Source organism: Micavibrio aeruginosavorus ARL-13 (assembly GCF_000226315.1).
Classification (GTDB): Bacteria; Pseudomonadota; Alphaproteobacteria; order Micavibrionales; family Micavibrionaceae; genus Micavibrio; species Micavibrio aeruginosavorus_B.
Window position 1 is genome coordinate 735,076 of sequence record NC_016026.1, and the last position, 21,284, is coordinate 756,359.

Consider the following 21,284-nt stretch of genomic DNA (forward strand, 5'->3'; position numbering starts at 1 on the left):
TTACGATTTAAAATAGCTGCGCGCGGTCTTCATATAATCCCATCCGGTAATGACGGTCAGGATTGTCGCAACCAGCAGAAGCAATAACCCTGCCTGTGCTACGCCTGTGTACAACATGCCGGGGATCAAGATGCCCAACGCAATCATCTGCACGGCGGTTTTCCATTTGGCCAGTTGCGTGACATGGACCACAACGCCCTTCGGTCCCAGAAATTCGCGCAAGCCCGCGACCAGAAATTCGCGTGTCATGATAATGATGGGCAGGGCCAGCCAGATACCGGGAATAGCCTTCGTCGCGGCCAGCATGATGAACAAGGCCGCGACCAGGATTTTATCGGCAATCGGGTCGAGGAAACGGCCAAAATCGGAATATTGATCATATTTCCGCGCGATCCACCCATCCAGCCAGTCGGTAAAGGCGCACAGCCCATACAGGACAAACGCCGTCCACACCGCCCACGCAGCCGGAACCAGCAACAGCCCCGCAATCACCGGAACCAACAGAATGCGCAAAACCGTCAGGATATTGGCGGTGTTTTTTGGAATCGTTTTCATGGGGGTGTTATAGCAGGTTATACGCGTTTCGCAATTTCTAGCGTTCAGTAAACCGGGTTGTTATGGCGTTATGGTCCGACCACGCGGTTCCCCGGTGGATAACCCGTTGGGTGGGGCTGAGGCTGGCACTAAAGAGCGTGTGGTCGATTGGGATTTTGGCGAAGCTGGGGGCGAATGTCGGCCAACTGGGTTGCTGTTGTAACCCGGGCACTTGGTAGATGAGGCCAGAAATTTGTAAAATATCACGAAAAACGGGTGCGTAGGGCGTGATGTTCCAATCACCGGCAAAGATGATGTGTTTGTCTTTTGTTTTTGAAATAAGTTTTGCGCTTTCGGTAATCTCGTAATCGCGCGTGGCTGTACGCCCCATACCCGGCGGAATAGCGTGAAGGCTGAAAATTCTGATTGGTAGGGCGAAGTTTTTTGGTCGGATATCAAAGCTAGCAACGAAGTTACTGTAAAGCGATGTAATTTCGCTGTTTGTGACCTCGTGCTTGCTCAAAATCACCATGCCGAAAGCGTGCTTGCGCGGTTCGTGAATTTGGTAAGGAAAATCCGAACGTAATGTTTCTAAACTCTCTGACAGAGCGGGGGAGGCCTCGTAAAACAGCAGGACGTCATGGTCCAGTGCATGTTTTCGAATCCATTCAATTACGCGGGTTTGGTCACCATTATTAATCTGGACATTAAACTGTAGGAGGTTGATGTGTGGCCCGTCTATGGTGGGGGAGAGGAAACGAAGCGGTTCGTTCATTGGCAGGCGCATAGCGGAAAAGCAAGCCAGTGTGATGGCAAGGGTTAGCAGTGCCGGACGAATTTTTCGTTGAATGAGCCAGAAGGCAGAGAGGGCCAGCCCAAGTAAAAAATATTGAAAGGTAAAATGGCTGAGCAGTTCAAAGTAGAACCAGAATGGGGCGAGCAGGGACAGTGCAAACAAAACAGCCAGGGCGATGGTAAATTCCCTGGCTGCTCCGATTAATGATTTTGCCCAACCAAACAGGGCCATGCTTTATGCCCGTGCGGCAGCTTTTTTCTTTTCGGCTTCCGGATCGCGCAGGACGTAGCCGCGGCCCCAGACGGTTTCGATGTAGTTATCGCCACCGGCGGCGTTGGCCAGTTTTTTGCGCAGTTTGCAGATGAACACGTCGATGATTTTCACTTCCGGTTCGTCCATACCGCCGTACAAATGGTTCAGGAACATTTCCTTGGTCAGGGTCGAGCCCTTACGCAAAGAAAGCAGTTCCAGAATGCCGTATTCCTTGCCGGTCAAATGCAGCGGCTTGCTGTCCACTTCAACCGTGCGGGTGTCCAGGTTCACTTTCACCTTGCCGGTCATAATGACGGACTGGCTGTGGCCCTGCGAACGGCGAACGATGGCTTGAATACGGGCGATCAGTTCACGTTTGTCGAACGGCTTGGTCAAATAATCATCGGCACCGAAGCCCAGTCCCTTAATCTTGTTATCCATTTCGGACAGACCGGACAGGATCAGGATCGGGGTGGTGATTTTTGCGGCGCGCAGATTTTTCAGAACATCGTAGCCGTCCATGTCGGGCAGCATCAGGTCCAGAATGATAATGTCGTAATCGTAAATCTTGCCGATCTCCAGACCGTCTTCCCCCAGATCGGTCGTGTCGACAATGTAACCTTCGGATTTCAGCATCAGTTCGATGCTTTTCGCTGTGGAGCTGTCATCTTCTACGAGCAGAACGCGCATGTTTTTTCCCCGCGGTTGGTTGGTATTCTTAAAAATGGAGGTCGCTGCAGTGGTGGGCTTTGAGATCGTTCTAATCCGCAAGCCTGCTGTGCCAGCTCCGATTAAACTTTATTAATATTAATATTAACAAATCCTGAACGGACCTGCAAATCTTTCACCCTTTTTTATGGTCGGGATGTGAGATTTGGTGCATTTTTCTCAATTTTTTCATAATGTTATGGCGGAGCGAGGGGCGCGTGAAAAAATTTGTGAAATCTTCAGCCCCGCTTTGTGCGACGCGGTGAGATGTAAGAGGATTCTTAAAGGACAGAGATTCGTTAAAACCGGGGTTGGTTAAGGTTGGGGGCGTGCACGAACGGGTTCTTCATGGCCATACCGTGCGGGTCGCACGTCCGTTGCAGGGCGAAGGCGTTAAATTTTTCGGCGATGTGGGCGGCGATGTGGTCCGTCACATTCAGGGGCGGCAATTCTGTTCCGGCCAATGGCTGGCGCGGATCGTGCCGATTAAAATCGCGAACATATCGCTGGGCCAGCAGGGTATGCGCGACCGCATAGGGCGTATCCGTATAGATGGCTCGCCCGCGCGTGATGCATTCCGACAAGATGGATTGAGATTCACCCAGCAGGATGGCGTGATCGGCCGCAGCAACCAATCCGTTATAGGGATTATATCCGTGTTCAATCGAGGTGTAGGATGGGGCAATAATGCGTATATGCTCAACGCGCCCGGTGTGGATTGCGATGCTTTTAAATCGATTTGTCAATGTCTGGTACAAATCCGGTTCGGTGCGGCGGCTGGGGCAAAAATAAACCGTGCCGTCTAGGTGGCCATGGCGTGCAAGGTCGTGAAACAAATTGTCCTGATCGCTATACTGCCACAGGCTTGTTGTAAAAATCGCGGTTAGCGGGCGGGGCAGGTCGGGGTGCCGGCAATCGAATTCTGTCTGCGCGTGTTTCAGATTGTCCGTGGTCAAATGATGGGGGACAACCCCATCCAATGCCGTCCCACGGAAAAGATCGTCTGCCATGGATGGCAGGGACGTTGGAATAAAAATGGTTGGCAAAGGGGATTGCGTAAACAGGCTTTCTTTCGCGGCATGGCCAATCACAAGGTCGGGTGCGCCATGCTGTGCCGCAAGTGTTTTGATGCGCTGGGCTGTTTCATGCGTATCTTTAAAGCAATCCTGCATCATGACGCGGTCAATCACCAGCGCGTTTCCGTTCAGACGTTCCGCAATACGTTTGGCAAGGCCAATCGCGCCATGGCTTTCGCCGCGCGTGGGGTCGTCGTTGCCGATATAGGCCCAGATGCGTGTTGTCCCATCCCTGTTACACCGAAATCCCATTGTCATGCACCGGATGGTTTGAGGTTCAGGCAACAGGGATTTTGCAAGGCCATCATCCCCGGGCGTAAGGTGCGCAGACGAGCACTGCGATCAAAGTCATTGGCGATTTTTGTGGCGATAATGTCCGATGTATCAACGGGGGCAAGGCGCGCACAATTCAAGGTCTGGTCTGGCCGTTGCTGGTGCAGATAGCGAATATATCCGGCATCGGCCAATGGTTTGTAATTTTTTTCATGGGCGGTCCGTTCCTGAGGTAACTCTTGCCAATGGATGTAAACCGGGCGGCCATTCACGATCGCTTCCGATATGATGGATTGGGATTCGCCAACCAAAACGGCGTGATCCGCCTGATCAATCAAGCCGATATAGGGGTTAAACCCTTTTTTCACCTCATCCAGTGGTGGGGCGACGATATTGAATTTTTCCTTCAATCCGCGGCGCTTCAGAATTTTGTCCAGATCATGCGTCATGCGGCTATAGAGCATCTGGTTCGTGCGCGTAGACGGGCAAAAATAAAGTGTTCCTTCGTCCCCGTTTAAGCACGTGTCGGCGATCACGCCGGCCGTGTCATCCGCACAAGACAGGCCGGCTAGAAAAAGGGCCGTGAGGGGGCGCCGGATATTACGATGACGCACCAAAAATTCCTGTCCATTCCGGGCCAGACGGTCGGGTGTTAAATGATGTGGAACGATCAGGTTTAACCCCATGCCGCTGGGCAGCATTCTTTCCGCTATAGTCGGTAAAATTGTATCGATCAGAAATGTTGGGTCGGCGTTTGTTTTATGGATGAGTTGTTCCGCCGTGTGTCCGATGACAATATCCGGGCGTCCGTCGCGCGCCATCAGGCGGGTGATTTTTTGGGCCATGGATTTTGTGTTTGGAAATGCTTTGTGCAGCATATTTTCATCGACATACAACATGCGCCCGTTCAGTTTTTCCGCAATGCGCTGTGCCAGACCGGTCGCGCCGCGGCTTTCCCCGCGCATTGGATCGTCTCCGCCGATATAGGCCCAGACCCGTATAATCCCGTCGATGTTGCATCGATAGGGGGGGGCATTGCGGACTGTGTTGTTCGGCTCTGGTGTATCCATGGTCGTTAGAGCTTTAAAACGGTTCGTATAATTTGATTCTTGAAATCATGCCCACAGCCAAAAGGCTGTTTTCTTGCCTGACTGCTGACGCTGCGGGCTTTGGCGGCCAGTTGGAAATATTCGACAATATGGTTGGCGACGGCTTCCGTGGCGTTCAGCGGTGGGTACTGTTCTTTCTGCAATGGGGCTGAATCGTCCATTTCTTCGATAATTTTTACATACCCGTGCTTTTTTAACTCCTGATAGCCAGTCCGTGCGTGATGGTCGCCCTGGCTCAGATAGATGGGACGGCCATTTGCAATCGCTTCCGACAGCATGGACACGGATTGTCCCAGAAGCACGGCGTGGTCGGCAAGGCTCAAAAGCCCCTTGTACGGATTAAATTTGCGCGCATTTTGTTCGCGGTTTGATGAAATGATGCGGACGCGATCCTGAATATTATCGTTGGCCAGTGCCTTTTTAAATGCAGAGACCAGTAAACCCTGTTGTTTTTCCGATGTGCGATGAGAGGCACAGAAATATACGATGGTTCTGTCATTGTGGCGGCACAGTTTTGACAATTTTTGAATCGCGTTTCGATGTTCGACTCTGGACGCGCTGGCCAGAAAGACGGCAATGATGGGGGCGGTCAGTTTTCTGTGGCGGCGGCGCAAATCACGTCCGGCCTCTTGTAAAAGATCCATGGTCAGATGGTGCGGTGCGATTTCTTTTAACAATGGGCTATGCAGTGTTTTTGTATGGCTTTCATTGACAGATATAACGTGCAGTGTCGGCGGTTGAGAAAGGGCACATATCGCCTCAATCGACCGCGTGCCCAGAATAATATCCGGCTGACCGTGGGTTTTGACCAGCGACGAAAGGCGTTTTCTTAAATCTTGTGTATTCGGGAATGAACGGTCGAGCATGTCCTGATCAATTTGCAAAATGTCCGCACCAAGACGTTCGGCAATGCACTGGCCGATTCCGATCGTTCCATGGGTGTCGCCGCGATGCATGTGGTCTGTGCCGATATAGACCCAAACACGTGGTTTTCCATCGGGGTTGTTTAAACGCACCGTGGCATGGCGCAGGATGGATTCGGCATAGCCCTCGCGATGGTCGCGGTCGAACCGGGCCATCATGCGCGTTAGTGCGATGGAGAGCTTCGTTTTCAATCCATTGGTGGAGGCGGAATCATTATCATTGGCCGCGCTGAGAGCGAGGCTGGCCATGGGTTTTGTCGTGTCGGCGTCCCGCACATCGCGCATAAGGCAGGGGTCCTTTATTTTAAGTTATGGAAATTTATAGCGGAAATGCCCCTGTCGTGCAAGCTTTGTGAAAAGGGCGGAAAATCGCCCCTGTCGGGCGGGTAAAACTGTGCCATAATAAGGGGATGGACCGTCTCGCCGAACAAGCCGAAGCTTCAATCTCAATCCTGCCCGACTATCAAGTCTGTGGGCGGGTGACGAAGATTCTTGGGCTTTTGGTGGAAATTGCCGGATTTGGGTCCGATCTGACCATCGGGTCGCGGGTCCGCCTGCACCCGGCGCACGCGCCATCCGTGCCGTGCGAGGTCGTGGGGTTCAAGGATGGCCGGGCGTTGCTGATGCCGTTTGGCAATCTGGACGGGATCGGCCTGGGCAATCCGGCGGAGATTGAGGGGCGCAAGCCCGTCATCTGCCCGGATGATCGGTGGCTGGGCCGCGTGATCAATGGCATGGCACAACCAATCGATGGCAAGGGGCATTTGCCGATGGGGGGGCACCCGGTGCCGTTGCGGAATACACCGCCACCGCCGCACAGCCGCCAGCGTATGGGCGAAAAACTGGATCTGGGCGTCCGTGCCGTCAATACATTCACCCCCGTCTGCCGTGGGCAGCGTATGGGGATCTTCGCGGGCTCTGGCGTTGGTAAATCGGTCCTGCTGTCGATGATGGCGCGGTATACCGAGGCCGATATTTCCGTGATCGGTCTGATCGGGGAACGGGGACGCGAGGTTCAGGAATTTTTGGAAGACGATCTGGGCCCCGATGGTCTGGCGCGATCGGTTGTGATTGTCGCCACCGGGGATGAACCCGCTTTGATGCGGCGGCAGGCGGCGTACACGACGCTGGCCGTGGCCGAATATTTCCGCAGACAGGGGAAGCAGGTTTTGTGCCTGATGGACTCCGTCACGCGTTTCGCCATGGCCCAACGTGAAATCGGGTTGAGCGCGGGTGAGCCGCCAACGTCCAAGGGCTATCCGCCAACCACGTTCGGCGAATTGGCCCGATTGCTGGAACGCGCAGGTCCGGGTGGCCCGGGTGAGGGATCGATTACCGGGTTGTTCTCGGTTCTGGTCGAAGGGGATGACACCAACGAACCAATCGCCGATGCCGTGCGTGGTATTATCGACGGCCACATCGTGATGGAGCGCGCCATTGCCGATCGCGGGCGGTATCCGGCCATTAACGTGTTGCGGTCCGTATCACGGGCCTTGCCACGGGCGCTGAACGATGAACAGAACGCCATTTTGAAACGCGCGAAGCAGGTGATTACCAGTTACGAGGATATGGCCGAGTTGATCCGCCTGGGTGCATACCGCAAGGGTACGGACCCGAAGGTGGACGAGGCGATTGATCTGTACCCGAAAATGGAAGAGTTTCTGGCGCAGAACAAAGACGATAACACCACCATCGTCGAAGGATTTGCGCGGATGCAAGAGATGTTAAATTCCGTCGCCACACCGCGCGGCCGTCGTTTTTAGAGTGGGGGTAGAGTATGGCTGATCTCAACCCCCTGATCCGCTGGCGCAAATATGTCATCGATGAAAAACAGAAAGTCCTCTCCAGCCTGTATCGTGAGGCAGAAAATCTGCAACAAAAGCGCGACAAGATGGAAGCGGATCTGGCCCATGAAAAAGAACTGGCCAGCCAGAGCGAAGTGACCGAAGCCACGACCTATTACGGGCGTTACGCCGAAGTCCAGCGCAAAAAAATCGCCCAGATGGATGGGGCCATCGCCAAGATCAACGCCCGGATTGAGCGGGCGCAGGATGAGATTCGTGCCGCCTTCGCCGATTTAAAAAAGGTGCAAATTACCCAGAAAAATCGTGAAGATCGCGAAGAGGCGGAACAAAACCGCAAGGAAACGATCATGCTGGATGAAATTGGCCTGGAAACATTTCGTCGCAATGATGAGGCGAAGGAATAGTTAGAACAAAGACCGATTTTTATCATGCGGTCCCGTTGGTTCCGGGGCTGCGCTATGTGGTGAGGGCAGGGATGCGAGTGTTTGGGTTCGCCGATCCTGAGTCGCTTCGAATAATTTTTCACCAATGAAGTTTGTGATGGTTCCGCCGCGGCGGGATGCATTTTTATCGGATATGGCATCCGTCTTGAATGGGGCGATAAAGACGGTGGCCACCACTCCGTCTTCGGTTCCGCGTAGTTCCGCGCGCGGGTTTTTAATGTCGGCGATATAATCGGGCATGTCGCTGGTGTCCATATGCCCGCCATGCAGGGCGATAAAATCATCAACCCGCACGACGTTCAGGGCCTGAACACCGGTTTGAATGTTTTGGTAAACATTCATCATGTTTTGGTTGGTGATGATCTGTGGCGGGGCATTGTCGCGTGGGATCACGGGTTGGATCAGGACACGAAATTCACCGCCACCCATATGGGCCAGAACGAAATTTTCATCGGCAATCCCTTCCTTGTGCAGGGCGGCGCCAATGATGTGCTGGGCCTGATAATGCAGGACGGAATTGCTGACCTCATGCCCCAATGTTTCATTCAAGCCGGCCAGATTGTGAAAGCTGACCCCCATGGTCATGGGTGGTTCATTGTGCCCGGTGCGCGCGTTGATATCGTCAATCACGCGCAGGGCCGCCCCGGCCATGGCCGGGAAATCACGCGCGATCAATGTGCCACTGGCAAAATCGGTTGAGGGGAATTTTGTGACCTTGGCGCTGAGTAACCGTTCCTGATCCCGCGTCAGGGTCAGTCCTTGATCCTTCATGGCGGTCAATAAATGATCGTGGAATGATGTTTCAATCTGTTTCAGGGTCAGGAAATGATCCGGTTTTAATTTTGTGGCCAGCGATTCCAGTGACGGTATCGTATTGATGTCCAATTTTATATCAACGTGCTTTTGATATAAATCCGCCATGGCCGCCATAACATGGGTGTAATGGTCGGCGGCGATATCTGGGTCGGTGTAAAGATTGGGGTCCATACTGCCCGATGGTTTCAGGGCGTTCAGAGCCGGATTGTTCAGGCGGTTTTGCCCCAATTCCGTTTTGGTGCGTTGAATATCATGGTCGGCGGCTTTAATGACTTCGCTATAGGCATTGTGCCCATTGGCTTTCAATTCAAAGATGGTTGCGCAAGCCCCGAACCCGTTGGATCGATCATCCAACGGGCGTTTGGAATGGATATGATCGTGCAATCCTGCGCGGGCGGTGACCTGTTCAATTTGATCATGCACATCGTTGAGCATGGCGCGGGCTTCATCTGCCGGTAATCCGGGCAGGACAATCCGCACTTCATCCCCGCCCGTGCGCAGGGGGATCATGGCGACATCAGCACGGTCACCGATATGATTTTGCACCGTATTCGTAATGGTTTGTGCGACGATCAGGGAAATATAATCCGTCATGTTCATGGCGTCGCGCATGACGCTGTCAGGGCTGCGTCCTTCGGCGGTGCCGATCAGGCGGGCAAAATGTTCGTTCGTGCCGCGCATATTGCTGTAATCAATTTCCATCACGCTGACGGGCTGGCCCGTTGTTTGTTCGTACAGGGCGGCCAACCCCATGACCAAGGGCACTTTGGTTTTTTGCTGGTACCCCGTCAATTGGTCGGGGATCATATCATCGGCGGCATAACGATCGGCGGCGGCAATTGCGGATTCCGGCATGTCGGGTTGCAATGTGCGGATCAAATCGTTTTCAAGATCCTGTGGGTCGCGATACCCGTTGTCGATATACAATGTGCGGATATGGTCCAACACCATATTGATGTCGGTGGCGGTGACGAACACGCCGCTCTTGCGGTTTAAATCGGGGATCAAATCGGGCGAAGGTTTTTTCTTTCCGGTCGCGGCGGCGGCCAGATTAATCAAATAACTCTGCACCTCCTGCGCGTGGGGCAGGGCGGCCAGCGATTCAATAACGACATGTCCGGTGGCCATAAACGGCGCCTCCCGTCTGATTCACGCGTATCCTATGCGGAAAAGGCTTAAAAACCATTAAGAAATGGGGAATCAGGCGGATTCCTGCACTTCTGCACGGCGAACATCGACGCGCACCCAATCTTCGGACCGGGATTGGAAGCCCAACGCCCCCTTCATTCCGGCGTTTTCCAGGGCGGCGACATACAGGCCTTTCATATGGGCCTGCATCGACGGGCTGAAGGATTTTTCCCGGGTGCGCAGGATCAAATCGAGCCGTTTGTCCTTCATCAATCCATCAATCTGCAGATCGCCCATACGGTCGAGATTCAGGTCGAAAATGAACCGGGTGCTGTCGCCTTTTTTTGCATCGGAATTTTCTTCATCCTGATCGCTGTGCTGGCGACGATAGAACATATGGATTTTGTGAATGTCGTTTTGCCACATCATGGGCAGGGTCAGGGCTTTCCAATCCTGTGTCACGGGTTCGGCATCGGTTTTTTGTAATCCGGCAATATCGCGTCCCATGCGGGTCAAAGCCTGCATCCCGCGAGAGTCGCGGCGCAGGGCACTGATGGCATCATCACCCAGCCATCCTGCCACATCGTTGGCGCGAATGGCGGCGAACAGGAACATCATTGCGGCCCCGGCCTGTGATGGTGATGCCGCGTTTGGAATCATCCGGGCCGTGGCGGCGGCGACCTGTGGCGCGGTTACCGACAGGGTCTGGATCATGTCGTCCATAGCGGGCCAGTCCCAATCGGCGAATAAAATGGATGGCGGTGTCAGGCTGGCCATGCCGGGCATAACGGGTGCCGTAGAGGTTGGTACGCCGGGCACAGGCAGGGATGATCCATCCGGGGCCACACCGGGCAGCGGTACAGGCACCGAACGCGGCAATAAATCCAGCGTCATACCGGTCATCGGGGCATCCCCTGCCCATTGGATGACAAACAATTGGTTGGAGGCAATCAATGGCGCATGCACCACGGCCACGGGATTATTTTGCGTTGGCATGTGGCCGATAATGGTGGCCTGTGTCGTGATGGGATTGGGGTTGTTCAACACCGGGACCGTCACATCTGGTGTAATGATCGACTGCGTTGATTGCGTGGGGGACAGGCGGACAATCCCTTCACCCGGATGAATGGCGGTGATGCGCGCATCCAGCGTGTGCGGGCGCAGGGCCGGGCCTGCGGGCGCGGTTTGTCCCTGCGGTGTGATCGAATTGGGAGCCACGGGCATAGCCTGAAGTATTGGCGTTTGGATCAGCGTGGTCGGCAGTGGGGCGGGTAAGGGCGCTGGCCATAGGGCCCCTTGCGGCAAGGCGGTCATGGCCATATCGGGCATGGTGGCGGGCGTTGTGATTGCGGGCGTTACCGTCGGGACAGCGTAAAAGCCGGGCGATGTCGCCGCGGGTGCCGGGCGTGACAGCGCCACAGGGGCGTCCCTCAGTGGCGGTAATGTGGTAACAGTTGCGGGTGAAACGGATTTGATGGCGGCCGGTTTTGTTGCGGGAAACGCGGGAACCAATGTCTGCGCAACATCCTTCGCAATGTCCTGCGGCACGACGCTTGCGCGAATAACGGACGTGGGGATTGTGACATCCTCGGCTACGGGAAGAACGATGTCGTGCAATTGTGCTGCGGGCAGGGGCACCAAACGGATAATCACATCCGGTTGTAACGGTGCGGGTGCTGGCGTTACGACTGGGCGCGGTTGTTGTGTTTGCGCCAGCGCTTCGCTTAATTCCGGCGGCAATGACGGGCGCGTGATAATTGGGGCTGTTGGGGCGGGGCGTGGTTTGTCATCCACGGACGCATTATTATTCCCGCTGGATGATGCGGGATCTGTTGCGGGTTTTGTGATGGTTGTTTGCGGTGTGTCCGGTTTCGGGGCCGATGTCGATGTCGGGGGCGGTTGATCCGGACGCGGGGCTACCTCCAGTATGCTGACCTGGCGCGGGGGTTCGCCATCGGCGCGCGCGGGGGGGATGGTAATTTCCACCTGTGTGCCCGGGGGCAGGGAATCGCGTCCGCGTAAAACCACATCCACGTCGCCATTCGCCGTGCGGATTTTGGTGCTTCCGTCTTTATTCTGACCGACGACGACGCCATTGACAGTGGTGGTTTGGATCCGTTGAATCAGAGCTTGCGCAATGGCGGCCACACGTCCGGTGACCAGCCCCAAAACAGAAGGGGTTTTTGCCGGCCTTTGGGGTGGGGGTGCCCCTGGTGGCAGGGATGATGAACCTGTGTCGGTCATGCCATTGCAAACTTCATAAAAAAGACGTAATCCAGAGGCTAATTTCCCCTTATTATACCACCAAATCGGGACAAAGACTGTTAACCGGGATAGGCAAAATGCACAATAATTTCAAAAGATTCGGGTTTGTTTTCATGGTTCTGGCCGGGCTGGCTTTGACCCATCCATCCATGGCCGAGGAGAAGGCCAAAGAGGCCGCCCCCGCTAAAGAAGCAACCAAGGAGGCCGCCAAGGCCGCGCCCGAGGGCAAGACCGTTAAAATCACCGAGGCCACCCCGGTGGAGCAGGCCGAGTTCGCCGTAAACCTGTTTATGCAGGCCTGTCTGGCCAATGGCGGGGACAAAGAGCGCCTGCGCAAATGGGTGAAAGAGGTAAAATTGCCGGAAGTCACCGGTGAAGACGCCAAGCCGTTTTTGAGCAACACACCGTCCGGTAAAGGCCTTGCATGGTCGGCCAGCGGCAAACAGGGACGTTTCGTTCTGGTGTCCGAAGATAACGGCGCATGCACGATTTATTCCCGCAAGGCCGATGAAAAGAAAGTCCACGAGATGATGAAGTGGATGAAAGACAATCTGGACAAGAACAAGGGTGAGCAAAAAATCACCTATGAACTGCGGACCGAAAACGACAAGGAGCAAAAATTGAAACGCACCTTGATCGCCGTGCGCCGTCCGGAGATGGGCAATGACATTGGCATGGTGGCCACCACCAGCACCACGCATCCCAGTCTGGCCGCGATTATCAGCATCTTCGCGATTGAGAGTGGTGCGAAGATGTAATCTCTCCATCATCCGGCATTCCCGCGTAAGCGGGAATCCATAGGATGTGTGGATCGTCCCTGTGGATCCCCGTTTTCACGGGGATGCCAAACGGAGGAAGAGTTTTAAAAACAAAAAACCCCGGAGCATCTCCGGGGTTTTTATTTTTCTGTTTTTTCTCTACGCCGTGGCCGCTGCGCGGGTTTCGGCCATGTCGCGCATAACGGCGCGGGCGATCTTCTCAACGTCTTCAGCCGCCTCGGTGTTAGGGGAGCGGATCAGCAACGGTGTCTGGTTGCGGATACATTCCTTCACGCGCGGATCAATGCGCACCATACCCATCATCGGCGGGGACAGGCGCAGGAAGTTTTCACAGGCTTTCAGCAGGGTTTTATATGTGCGCTCGCCCTCAATCGTGTTCGGGGCTTGGTTCACCACGATGCCGATATTTTTCGACATGCCGGCGGCATTGCCCAGTTTGATAAAGGCATAGGCGTCGGTCAGCGATGTCGGTTCATCCGTGGACACCAGCAAGGTGCGCGTGGATGTTGCGGCCATCATACGCACGGTGCGGTCAACGCCGGCGCCCAAATCGATGATGACGACATCATATTTGTCGGCCACTTCCAGCAATTGATCGCGCAGGAAGGTCAAACGCTGCCCCGGCAGGGCAGAGAGGGAGGCTTGACCGGAACGGCCAGCGATAATGTCAAATCCGCCTTCTTCGTAACGCTGAACAACTTTATCCAGACCCAGACGGCCACGGATCACGTCGTTCAAATCGCGTTTCGGCATCAGACCCAGTTGCACGTCCACGTTGGCCAGACCCAGATCCCCGTCAAACAACAGGACCTTTTTGCCCTGACGCGCCAGCGCGTGGGACAGGGTGATGGAAAACCATGTCTTGCCCACGCCGCCTTTGCCGCTGGCAACCGCGATAATGTTCTTCCCGCGCCGGAATGTCGGCGTTGTGGGCGTCGCTGGGTCTTTTTCAGCCGTTAATGGTGACTCGCTCATGGTCTTATCCTGCGTTTACTGTCTTTTTGGGCAACGCCGTTGCGGATGTGGCCGTGGAACCACGATCTGCGGGCGTACTGCGGGGCATCAAGATACGCGCCAGACGATCCGGCGACATCCCGAACAGGCCCTCGGCCACTTGAGATGTATTGCTGGCGTCTGCAAAAACCAGGCCACCATAATGGGCGGCGGCCAGAAGCCCACCAATACGGCGGGCAATATCCAAACGGGTCGAAATCATGGTGCGGACGCCCAGGCTGGCATACACACGGGCCATTTCCCCGGATTCATCGGCATCAACACCCGCCGGCATGACCAGAATGGGGTCCATGTTGGCCACGGCCATCATGCGGGCCAGATCGCGCATTTCCTGCGGGTTAAAGGGGTTCAGACCCCCGGTATCAATCACGATTTGGTCGGCACCGCGCACCGCATCCATCGCCCGGCCCAGATCACGCGGATCGCGCGCTTTTTCCAGCGGCACGTTCAGGATTTTGGTAAATGCGGCCAGTTGTTCGACGCCGCCAGCACGTAATGTATCGGTGGTGATAACCGCCACTTTTTGCCCGGCCATAACGGCGCGGGTGGCCATTTTTGCCACACCCAACGTCTTGCCCGCACCCGGCGGGCCGACCAGCACGAAATTTTTGCCGACCGCCTTGTGGGGCAGGGGGCGGAATACGTAAAGATGTTCAAGGGCGGCAACCAGTGCCTCATGTGCGTTGCCCATGCCGGCCACGGTGGCGCAGGACACGACCTGATCCGTGATTTCTTCCGGCACGGCATGCTTCAGCATGATGTCGGTCAGCTCTTCGGCGACCGCGTTTTCGTCCTGTTCGGAATCATATTGCAACCATCCGCCATCCTGCGCTCGGCTTTGCGGGGTGGAAATGGCGGGTTCGTCCCATCCATCATTGTGGGACTCAAACGTTTCCTGCTCCACGGCGGCGGTGACGCGCACGGATTTACCCCCGTTTTCTTCGCGGGTTGCGACGATAATGGCATCTTCTCCGAGCGTTTCGCGGATCATATGCAATGCCTCTGTCATGGTTTTGGCATAGAACGATTTAAGGCGCATGGGCGGGACCGTGAACTCTGTGATTCACTTAACGATTATATGTTTTCTAGAATCACTATTCTACAGAATAAACGTAAAGGGAGCCTAAGTGAATCCCCGGATTTGAGAAAAATGCGAGGAATGGCGGGGCTAGTCCGGGATTTTTGCGCCCAGCCCGGTATAGGGATTCAATTTCAAGGCGTTAACCAGCCCTTCGATGGCGGCAATTTCATTTTGTACCGTGGTCAGATCCTGCGCGGTCAGGGTGTGGAACAAATGGCCGATTTCAAATAATGCGCCGGGGCGTGAAATGGCGAAGAGGATTTCGGACCCGCGGAAACTCGCCTCGAAATGCTTTGTGCCGATATGCTCGCCAACGGCCAAGAAGGATTCCATAAAGCTGGGGTCGAGGATGTAGTGCGCTTCCAACTGGTCCGTGGCCATCACGTCGAACCGGTTTTCAAAATCCGGAGCGGACAGGCGGACGGGTTCAAATTTTGAAAAGGCGGTGCGCCAAAACCGCCCGGCAACCCCATCGGGCATAATCACCGTGTGGGCGTTCAGGGTTTTGCCGATCCCGATGCGGATGACGGCACCGTGAAAGACGGTGGTTTCGGTGGTGTCGCCATCACGGTCACGGCTGACATCAACCAGGTTCATTTCCTGAAACGCGACGGGAACATTGGCGATCGTGCCCGTGAAGCCATCTTCGATCCCGCACCGGTCGTGCGGGGGCAGAATGGCGTGGGGGGCGACATCGTCCCAGCTCATCACGCCGTCGGCTTTGAATTCCAATCCCATCCCGGCGGCCAGATCGCGCATCAGCGCGGCCTTGGTCCGCGTGCGGTATTTCATGTTCATCACGTGGAACAGGATCAACGAGGCAATCGCGGTCCAGAATAAAACGAACATCCACGGAAATCCCGTATCTTCCGTCATCATCAATGCGCCAATGGCACAGAGGGCAGCAAAGACCATCGGAGCCCCCATGACAAAAATCTGCATATAACGCTGGCGTTGTTCATCCAGCGTGGCGCAGAGGGTGGCGATGTCGGAAGCGTTTGTCATTCTTGTTTCCTGTAACCCCTCTCCCAAGGGGAGAGGGTTGCGAAGGTTTTGGCGCAAAGCGCCTTAGCCTTCGCTGGGTGAGGGGGTGCGGTGTGGAACAGAAGCGCCTGAACCCCTCACCCACTCAACCGAGGCTTTTCTAAAAGAAAAGCCGGGTTTCGTTGCCCTCTCCCTTTGGGAGAGGGGATAATCAAATCTGCCCCAGCGTCCTGATTTTCGCTTTCGGATGGATTTCGTTTTGGGACATCACCACCGTTTGTGGGCGGAAACGTTCGACGATCGACCGGACATAGGGGCGAATGCCGGGGGATGTCAGCATCACCGGAACTTCGCCCGTCTGGGCCAGTTTTTCGTATACGCCGCGCACCGCTGTAATGAAATCCTGCAATTGACTGGGGGCCATGGCCAGTTGTTTTTCTTCGCCATCACCCAGCAGGGATTCGGCAAAGGCCTGTTCCCAATCGGGGGACAAGGTGACCAACGGGACCACGCCATGGGCGTTGACGTTGCGTTCGCAAATCTGGCGGGCCAGACGGGACCGCACATGTTCGGTGATGATGGTGACGTTTTTGGTGTAGATGGAGGCTTCGGCAATGCCCTCCAGAATGGTGGGCATGTCGCGGACGGATACGCGTTCGGACACCAGATTTTGCAACACACGTTGCAGGCCGCTGACCGACATTTTTGTGGGCACGACATCGGCGACCAGTTTTTGGTAATCGCCCGGCAGTTCGTCCAGCAATTTTTGTGTTTCGGTATAGGACATCAGGTCGGCCATGTTGTCCTTGACGATTTCGGTCAAATGCGTGGTGACAACCGTTGGGGCGTCTACAACGGTGTAGCCACGGAAATGCGCTTCCTCGCGATATTGTTCGTCGATCCACATGGCGGGCAGGCCGAAGGTTGGTTCCACCGTATTTTCGCCGGGCAGAGTGATGGCCGCGCCCGTCGGGTCCATGCACATCAACATGCCCGGGCGTACTTCGCCACGGCCGGCTTCGATTTCCTTGATGCGAACGGTGTAGGTGTTGGCGGGCAGTTGCAGATTGTCCTGAATCCGCACGGCGGGCAGGATATAGCCCATGTCTTCGGCCAATTGGCGGCGCAGGCCCTTGACCTGATCGGTCAGCTTGTTGCTGCCTTCGCCCTGAACCAGCGGAAGCAAACCATAGCCCAATTCCAGCCTGATCGTGTCGATAGCCAGGGCTTTGGAAATCGGTTCCTCTGCCACCACGCCCGGTTTGTCTGGGGCGGCGAGGGCGAGCTTTTCTTCTTCCTTCGTCTGCTGGCCGCGCATGCTGATCCAGGCCAGGCCGCTGGTGACACCACCCAGGAACAGGAAGGGCAGGGTGGGAATGCCGGGGACCAGGCCGAGCGCGATGATCAATCCGCCGGTCAGGCCCATGGCTTTTGGATAACGTGAAAACTGCGCCGTCAGGGCTTTGTCAGCGGCGCCTTCGACACCGGCCTTGGACACCAGCATACCGGCCGATACGGATACGATCAGGGCCGGGATCTGGCTGACCAGACCATCACCAATGGTCAGCAGGGTATAATTCTGGGCGGATTCCGCCATGCTCAAACCGTGTTGCGCCGTACCGATGATGATACCAGCGACCACGTTGATGAAGGTGATCAACAAACCGGCGATGGCATCGCCACGCACGAATTTTGCCGCACCGTCCATAGCCCCGAAGAAGGTGCTTTCCTGCTCCAGGTTTTTGCGGCGGATTTTGGCTTCGTCCTCGGTGATCAGGCCGGATGACAAATCGGCATCGATGGCCATTTGTTTGCCGGGCATGGCGTCCAATGTGAAACGTGCGGCGACCTCGGCGATACGGCCCGAACCCTTGGTAATAACGACGAAGTTGACGATGACCAGAATGGCGAAAACAATACCGCCGATCACGTAGTTTTCGCGGATGATGAATGTTCCGAACGCTTCGATGACATGGCCCGCGGCGGCGGACCCTTCGTGCCCTTTCTCAAGGATCAGGCGGGTGGAGGCAATGTTCAAACCCAGACGCAACGCCGTGGTAATCAGCAACACGGTCGGGAACGTTGAAAATTCCAGCGGCGTGCGGATAAACAGCGCCGTCATCAGAACCAGAACCGAGAAGGTAATGGACAGGGACAACCCCATATCCAGAATGAAGGGCGGCAACGGGACCAGCATGAACATCAGGATGATGACAATGCCGAGAGCCAGCAACGCATCCCCGCGCAGCACCGATCCGGCCGCACCCTTGGCGCGACCAACATTCAACGAAAAATTCGACGGTGCATCAGCCATGAACAAACAGTCCAGAAGGGATAAGCGTATTACACAAAAAACGCCCGCCCCAAACCCCGGTTCGGGGGGGGCAGGTGTTCATAATATTTTACGCAGGGCGCGGGGAACATGCAAACCCTGATCCGCCGATTTCGGCGTTAAACACTTGTCATTCTGCGGTTTTCGATTAGGATTCGGGGGATGATTTCCACATTGCCCGCCCCCTGTTTTCCGTATCGTGGCTTTGCCCGTGTCGTTCGCCTTGTTTTACTGCTGGGCATGGCCGGCGGCATGATGTCGGCCTGTGTGACGACCAATGTCCGGTCGTTGAAGGTCAGCGGGTCCGATTATAACAGCTATCTGGCGCGGGAGTATCAGGCGCTGGCCGGGATGGAGCAGGAGGGCGGGGACCGTGACCTGTCCACCCATTTCGCGCGCAAGGCCTTTGCCGCGGCAAAAGCCAAGCCGGTCGCGCGGGATATCGTGGATCCCAATATCATCCCCGTATCGCTGACCCCCGATCTGGATCAGGCGGCGATGGCGCTGGACGAAGCGCTCTCCATCATGCGCGGGATTGGGAATGACAATGCCCTGGCCGTGGCGCAGGTGAGCTTTGATTGCTGGGTCGCGCAATCGGCCATGCGACAGGATGTGCTGTCGGTCATTGCCACGCTGCCCTGCCGCGATCAATTCCGAAATGCGATGCAAAGCCTGTCCGGTGACGTGGATCAGGCGGCAGTGCGCACCGCCGTGTATTTTGATACCAACAGCATCGTGATCAATGAACAGGCACGTATTGTGCTGATGGATCTGGCCATGGCCATGCGGCACCGCCCGCACTGGACGTTGGATTTATCTGGCGTCACCGATACCAGCGGGCGCAAGAAGGCCAATCCGTCATTGTCCATGCGCCGCGCCATTGCCGTACGGAATGCGTTAGCGCAAATGGGGATTGATCCGGACCGTATTGCGGTCGAGAACGAAGAACATGCCGATACGCTGTTGGGTGATAACGATACAGAGACTGGTGATCATTCCGAAAATCGTCGCGTGGATATTGTCGCCACGCCATCGTTTGGTTTTACCGGATAAAAAATCCGATAAAAAACGGGGCCGCTGGGCCCCGTTTTTGTATTCAATGCGGCACGGAATTACTGTGCAGCGCCTTCTTCAGCAGCCGGAGCTTCAACCGGAGCAGCTTCTTCAGCGGCCGGGGCTTCCATCGCAGGAGCTTCCATAACCGGGGCTTCCATCACAGGAGCGGTGTTTTCAACGGCTTCCGGTTGCGGCATTTCAATGCCCATTTCAGCGTTGCTCGGCGCAGCGTCAGCAGCCGGAGCGGCTTCTTCAGTTGCAGCGGCATCAGCCGGAGCAGCGTCTTCTTTTTTGTTGTCGCAAGCGGCCAGAGCCAGGGCCGGCAGGATCATTGCGCTCAGCATCAGGGTACGGAAATTGATCATGATTATGTATCCTTGTCAGTCGTTTTTGGTTGTTTCTTAGGGGCTTATCGCTCCCCGCCGGCGGCGGCCGGGACATCGATCCCCTCGTCTTTATACTGGTTCAGCTTGTTCCGCAAGGTCCGTATGGAAATACCCAGAATATTGGCGGCATGGGTCCGGTTGCCCAAACAATGATCCAATGTATTCAATATCATATGGCGTTCCACATCGGCGATGGTTCGGCCCACCAGGGTCTCGACCGCGCCCGGATTCTGGACGTCTGACGGGGCGGATGTGGCCGACGCGCCCGCGCCGGACACGCCGGACATGGACGGGGCGTTGCCGGGGCTGGCCGCTGGGGATGACCCCAGGCCGCCACCTTCGGGCAGGAAGATGGCTTCGGTTTCGATTTCGTCGGCCATCGACATCAGCACGGCGCGGTGCATGGTGTTTTCCAGCTCGCGAATATTGCCGCGCCATTTATAGGATTGCAGGGCGCGTTGGGCGTCCGCCGCGATACGTTTGCGTTCGACGCCATTCTGTTCGGAAAATTTGTCGGCGAAAAACTGAGCCAGTGGCACAATATCGCCCGGGCGTTCACGCAAGGCGGGCAGGCGGATATTGACGACGTTCAGACGGAAATAAAGATCCTCGCGGAACTCGCCCTTCTTCACGCTGTCTTCCAGATTGCGGTTCGATGTGGCGATCAAACGCACATCAACCTTCACCGGGTCGTTGTTACCAATACGGGTGATTTCGCGTTCCTGAATCGCGCGCAGCAATTTGGCCTGCAATGACGGGTGCATCTCGGTCACTTCGTCCAGCAGCAATGTGCCGCCATGCGCTTCTTCAAATTTGCCAAGGCGGCGGGATGTTGCGCCGGTAAACGCGCCCTTTTCATGGCCGAACAATTCGGATTCCAACAATGATTCCGGAATGGCGGCGCAGTTCAGGGCGATGAAGGCGCCGTCCTTGCGTTTGGATTTGTTGTGAATGTAACGCGACATCACTTCCTTACCCGTACCGGATTCACCCGTGATCAACACGGTGGCTTCGGAGGGGGCGATTTTGTCGGCCATTTTGACGACGGCCTGCATGACCGCATCATTGGCGATCATTGTGTTGTTTTCTTCGGTCACGGCGGACAAAACGGCCGCGATCAATTCCGCATCCGGGGGCAGGGGGATGTATTCCTTCGCCCCATCCTGAATCGCCTTTACGGCGGCGCGGGCATCGGTGTTGATGCCGCAGGCAACGACGGGCAAATGAATGCGTTCGACTTTCAACGCCTCAACGAACTGGCCGACTTTTTGTTTGACGTCGATCATGACCAGATCGGCACCCTTGCCGTTCCGCAACGCGCCGAGGGCTTGCTCGATATCTTCGCAATGGATGACCTTGGCCCCGCGCTGCAGGGCGATTTTACCCGCCGCGCTGATATAGCCTTCAAGTTGTCCGACAATCATAAGACGCATGTTCACTTAACCCCTTTGAGTCAATGATATTAGGGCCAAAGATGGGGAAGGAAAAGGGTGAATGGCGTATTTTGCCATAATTTTCACAGCT

18 protein-coding genes are annotated in these 21,284 nt (G+C 55.7%); 4 read left to right on the forward strand and 14 right to left on the reverse strand.

Annotated elements, in window-relative coordinates; translation table 11 throughout:
* The 6 genes from pgsA to MICA_RS03500 form a co-directional block, all read right to left on the reverse strand.
* Complete coding sequence (pgsA, locus tag MICA_RS03475; RefSeq protein ID WP_014102302.1) at positions 1-555, reverse strand: CDP-diacylglycerol--glycerol-3-phosphate 3-phosphatidyltransferase; 555 nt, start codon at positions 553-555, stop codon at positions 1-3.
* Between the two features lie 37 nt (positions 556-592).
* Complete coding sequence (locus tag MICA_RS03480) at positions 593-1,561, reverse strand: endonuclease/exonuclease/phosphatase family protein (protein ID WP_014102303.1); 969 nt, start codon at positions 1,559-1,561, stop codon at positions 593-595.
* Between the two features lie 3 nt (positions 1,562-1,564).
* Complete coding sequence (gene ctrA, locus MICA_RS03485; RefSeq protein WP_014102304.1) at positions 1,565-2,272, reverse strand: response regulator transcription factor CtrA; 708 nt, start codon at positions 2,270-2,272, stop codon at positions 1,565-1,567.
* 317 nt (positions 2,273-2,589) lie between these two features.
* Positions 2,590-3,624 (reverse strand): ELM1/GtrOC1 family putative glycosyltransferase, encoded by a 1,035-nt coding sequence (locus MICA_RS03490; protein ID WP_236619954.1) that lies wholly within the window; start codon positions 3,622-3,624, stop codon positions 2,590-2,592.
* Positions 3,621-4,709: an ELM1/GtrOC1 family putative glycosyltransferase gene (locus MICA_RS03495; protein ID WP_014102306.1), complete on the reverse strand. Its 1,089-nt coding sequence runs from the start codon at positions 4,707-4,709 to the stop codon at positions 3,621-3,623. The genes MICA_RS03490 and MICA_RS03495 overlap by 4 nt, the downstream gene beginning before the upstream one ends.
* Before the next feature lie 5 nt (positions 4,710-4,714).
* Positions 4,715-5,956 carry an ELM1/GtrOC1 family putative glycosyltransferase gene (locus MICA_RS03500; RefSeq protein ID WP_014102307.1) on the reverse strand — a complete coding sequence of 414 codons (1,242 nt, stop codon included), beginning with the start codon at positions 5,954-5,956 and terminating at the stop codon, positions 4,715-4,717.
* A 125-nt stretch (positions 5,957-6,081) separates the two neighbouring features.
* Between MICA_RS03500 and fliI the strand changes: the two genes are divergently transcribed.
* A complete protein-coding gene (gene fliI / locus MICA_RS03505; protein ID WP_014102308.1) occupies positions 6,082-7,434 on the forward strand; it encodes a flagellar protein export ATPase FliI in 1,353 nt (450 codons plus the stop codon).
* 14 nt (positions 7,435-7,448) lie between these two features.
* A complete protein-coding gene (locus tag MICA_RS03510; protein ID WP_014102309.1) occupies positions 7,449-7,880 on the forward strand; it encodes a flagellar FliJ family protein in 432 nt (143 codons plus the stop codon).
* On the opposite strand, the gene MICA_RS03515 is transcribed toward MICA_RS03510, so the two are convergent.
* Together MICA_RS03515 and MICA_RS03520 are read right to left on the reverse strand one after the other, a co-directional pair.
* Positions 7,881-9,863 carry a GGDEF domain-containing protein gene (locus MICA_RS03515; RefSeq protein WP_014102310.1) on the reverse strand — a complete coding sequence of 661 codons (1,983 nt, stop codon included), beginning with the start codon at positions 9,861-9,863 and terminating at the stop codon, positions 7,881-7,883.
* A 72-nt stretch (positions 9,864-9,935) separates the two neighbouring features.
* The gene (locus MICA_RS03520; protein WP_081463060.1) at positions 9,936-12,107 is read right to left on the reverse strand and encodes a hypothetical protein; all 2,172 of its coding nucleotides are present in this window, start codon (positions 12,105-12,107) and stop codon (positions 9,936-9,938) included.
* A 98-nt stretch (positions 12,108-12,205) separates the two neighbouring features.
* On the opposite strand from MICA_RS03520, the gene MICA_RS03525 reads away from it, so the two are divergent.
* Complete coding sequence (locus MICA_RS03525; RefSeq protein ID WP_014102312.1) at positions 12,206-12,886, forward strand: NMCC_0638 family (lipo)protein; 681 nt, start codon at positions 12,206-12,208, stop codon at positions 12,884-12,886.
* Positions 12,887-13,045: 159 nt separating this feature from the next.
* Here the strand turns inward: MICA_RS03525 and MICA_RS03530 are convergent, their stop codons facing one another.
* The 4 genes from MICA_RS03530 to flhA all read right to left on the reverse strand — a co-directional run bounded on the left by MICA_RS03530 (position 13,046) and on the right by flhA (position 18,300).
* Positions 13,046-13,882, reverse strand: a complete 837-nt coding sequence (locus MICA_RS03530) for a MinD/ParA family protein (protein WP_014102313.1) — start codon at positions 13,880-13,882, stop codon at positions 13,046-13,048.
* 4 nt (positions 13,883-13,886) lie between these two features.
* Entirely contained in the window at positions 13,887-14,960 is a 1,074-nt protein-coding gene (locus tag MICA_RS03535) for a flagellar biosynthesis protein FlhF (protein WP_014102314.1), read from the reverse strand.
* A gap of 129 nt (positions 14,961-15,089) precedes the next feature.
* The gene (locus tag MICA_RS03540; protein ID WP_014102315.1) at positions 15,090-16,007 is read right to left on the reverse strand and encodes a DUF3137 domain-containing protein; all 918 of its coding nucleotides are present in this window, start codon (positions 16,005-16,007) and stop codon (positions 15,090-15,092) included.
* 190 nt (positions 16,008-16,197) lie between these two features.
* The gene (flhA, locus tag MICA_RS03545; RefSeq protein WP_041793777.1) at positions 16,198-18,300 is read right to left on the reverse strand and encodes a flagellar biosynthesis protein FlhA; all 2,103 of its coding nucleotides are present in this window, start codon (positions 18,298-18,300) and stop codon (positions 16,198-16,200) included.
* A gap of 180 nt (positions 18,301-18,480) precedes the next feature.
* Here flhA and MICA_RS03550 point away from each other — a divergent pair, with 180 nt between their 5' ends.
* Positions 18,481-19,371 carry an OmpA family protein gene (locus MICA_RS03550; protein WP_014102317.1) on the forward strand — a complete coding sequence of 297 codons (891 nt, stop codon included), beginning with the start codon at positions 18,481-18,483 and terminating at the stop codon, positions 19,369-19,371.
* 59 nt (positions 19,372-19,430) lie between these two features.
* On the opposite strand, the gene MICA_RS03555 is transcribed toward MICA_RS03550, so the two are convergent.
* Together MICA_RS03555 and MICA_RS03560 are read right to left on the reverse strand one after the other, a co-directional pair.
* Complete coding sequence (locus tag MICA_RS03555; RefSeq protein ID WP_014102318.1) at positions 19,431-19,739, reverse strand: hypothetical protein; 309 nt, start codon at positions 19,737-19,739, stop codon at positions 19,431-19,433.
* Positions 19,740-19,783: 44 nt separating this feature from the next.
* Positions 19,784-21,193, reverse strand: coding sequence for a sigma-54-dependent transcriptional regulator (locus tag MICA_RS03560; protein WP_014102319.1), 1,410 nt, complete (start codon positions 21,191-21,193; stop codon positions 19,784-19,786).
* Between the last annotated feature and the right edge of the window lie 91 nt (positions 21,194-21,284).

What these genes read in the sequence shown, in the direction of transcription:
- pgsA (WP_014102302.1), bottom strand. Translation starts at nt 555, where the DNA reads ATGAAAACGATTCCAAAAAACACCGCCAATATCCTGACGGTTTTGCGC.
- MICA_RS03480 (WP_014102303.1), bottom strand. Translation starts at nt 1,561, where the DNA reads ATGGCCCTGTTTGGTTGGGCAAAATCATTAATCGGAGCAGCCAGGGAA.
- ctrA (WP_014102304.1), bottom strand. Translation starts at nt 2,272, where the DNA reads ATGCGCGTTCTGCTCGTAGAAGATGACAGCTCCACAGCGAAAAGCATC.
- MICA_RS03490 (WP_236619954.1), bottom strand. Translation starts at nt 3,624, where the DNA reads ATGACAATGGGATTTCGGTGTAACAGGGATGGGACAACACGCATCTGG.
- MICA_RS03495 (WP_014102306.1), bottom strand. Translation starts at nt 4,709, where the DNA reads ATGGATACACCAGAGCCGAACAACACAGTCCGCAATGCCCCCCCCTAT.
- MICA_RS03500 (WP_014102307.1), bottom strand. Translation starts at nt 5,956, where the DNA reads ATGCGCGATGTGCGGGACGCCGACACGACAAAACCCATGGCCAGCCTC.
- fliI (WP_014102308.1), top strand. Translation starts at nt 6,082, where the DNA reads ATGGACCGTCTCGCCGAACAAGCCGAAGCTTCAATCTCAATCCTGCCC.
- MICA_RS03510 (WP_014102309.1), top strand. Translation starts at nt 7,449, where the DNA reads ATGGCTGATCTCAACCCCCTGATCCGCTGGCGCAAATATGTCATCGAT.
- MICA_RS03515 (WP_014102310.1), bottom strand. Translation starts at nt 9,863, where the DNA reads ATGGCCACCGGACATGTCGTTATTGAATCGCTGGCCGCCCTGCCCCAC.
- MICA_RS03520 (WP_081463060.1), bottom strand. Translation starts at nt 12,107, where the DNA reads ATGACCGACACAGGTTCATCATCCCTGCCACCAGGGGCACCCCCACCC.
- MICA_RS03525 (WP_014102312.1), top strand. Translation starts at nt 12,206, where the DNA reads ATGCACAATAATTTCAAAAGATTCGGGTTTGTTTTCATGGTTCTGGCC.
- MICA_RS03530 (WP_014102313.1), bottom strand. Translation starts at nt 13,882, where the DNA reads ATGAGCGAGTCACCATTAACGGCTGAAAAAGACCCAGCGACGCCCACA.
- MICA_RS03535 (WP_014102314.1), bottom strand. Translation starts at nt 14,960, where the DNA reads ATGCGCCTTAAATCGTTCTATGCCAAAACCATGACAGAGGCATTGCAT.
- MICA_RS03540 (WP_014102315.1), bottom strand. Translation starts at nt 16,007, where the DNA reads ATGACAAACGCTTCCGACATCGCCACCCTCTGCGCCACGCTGGATGAA.
- flhA (WP_041793777.1), bottom strand. Translation starts at nt 18,300, where the DNA reads ATGGCTGATGCACCGTCGAATTTTTCGTTGAATGTTGGTCGCGCCAAG.
- MICA_RS03550 (WP_014102317.1), top strand. Translation starts at nt 18,481, where the DNA reads ATGATTTCCACATTGCCCGCCCCCTGTTTTCCGTATCGTGGCTTTGCC.
- MICA_RS03555 (WP_014102318.1), bottom strand. Translation starts at nt 19,739, where the DNA reads ATGATCAATTTCCGTACCCTGATGCTGAGCGCAATGATCCTGCCGGCC.
- MICA_RS03560 (WP_014102319.1), bottom strand. Translation starts at nt 21,193, where the DNA reads ATGCGTCTTATGATTGTCGGACAACTTGAAGGCTATATCAGCGCGGCG.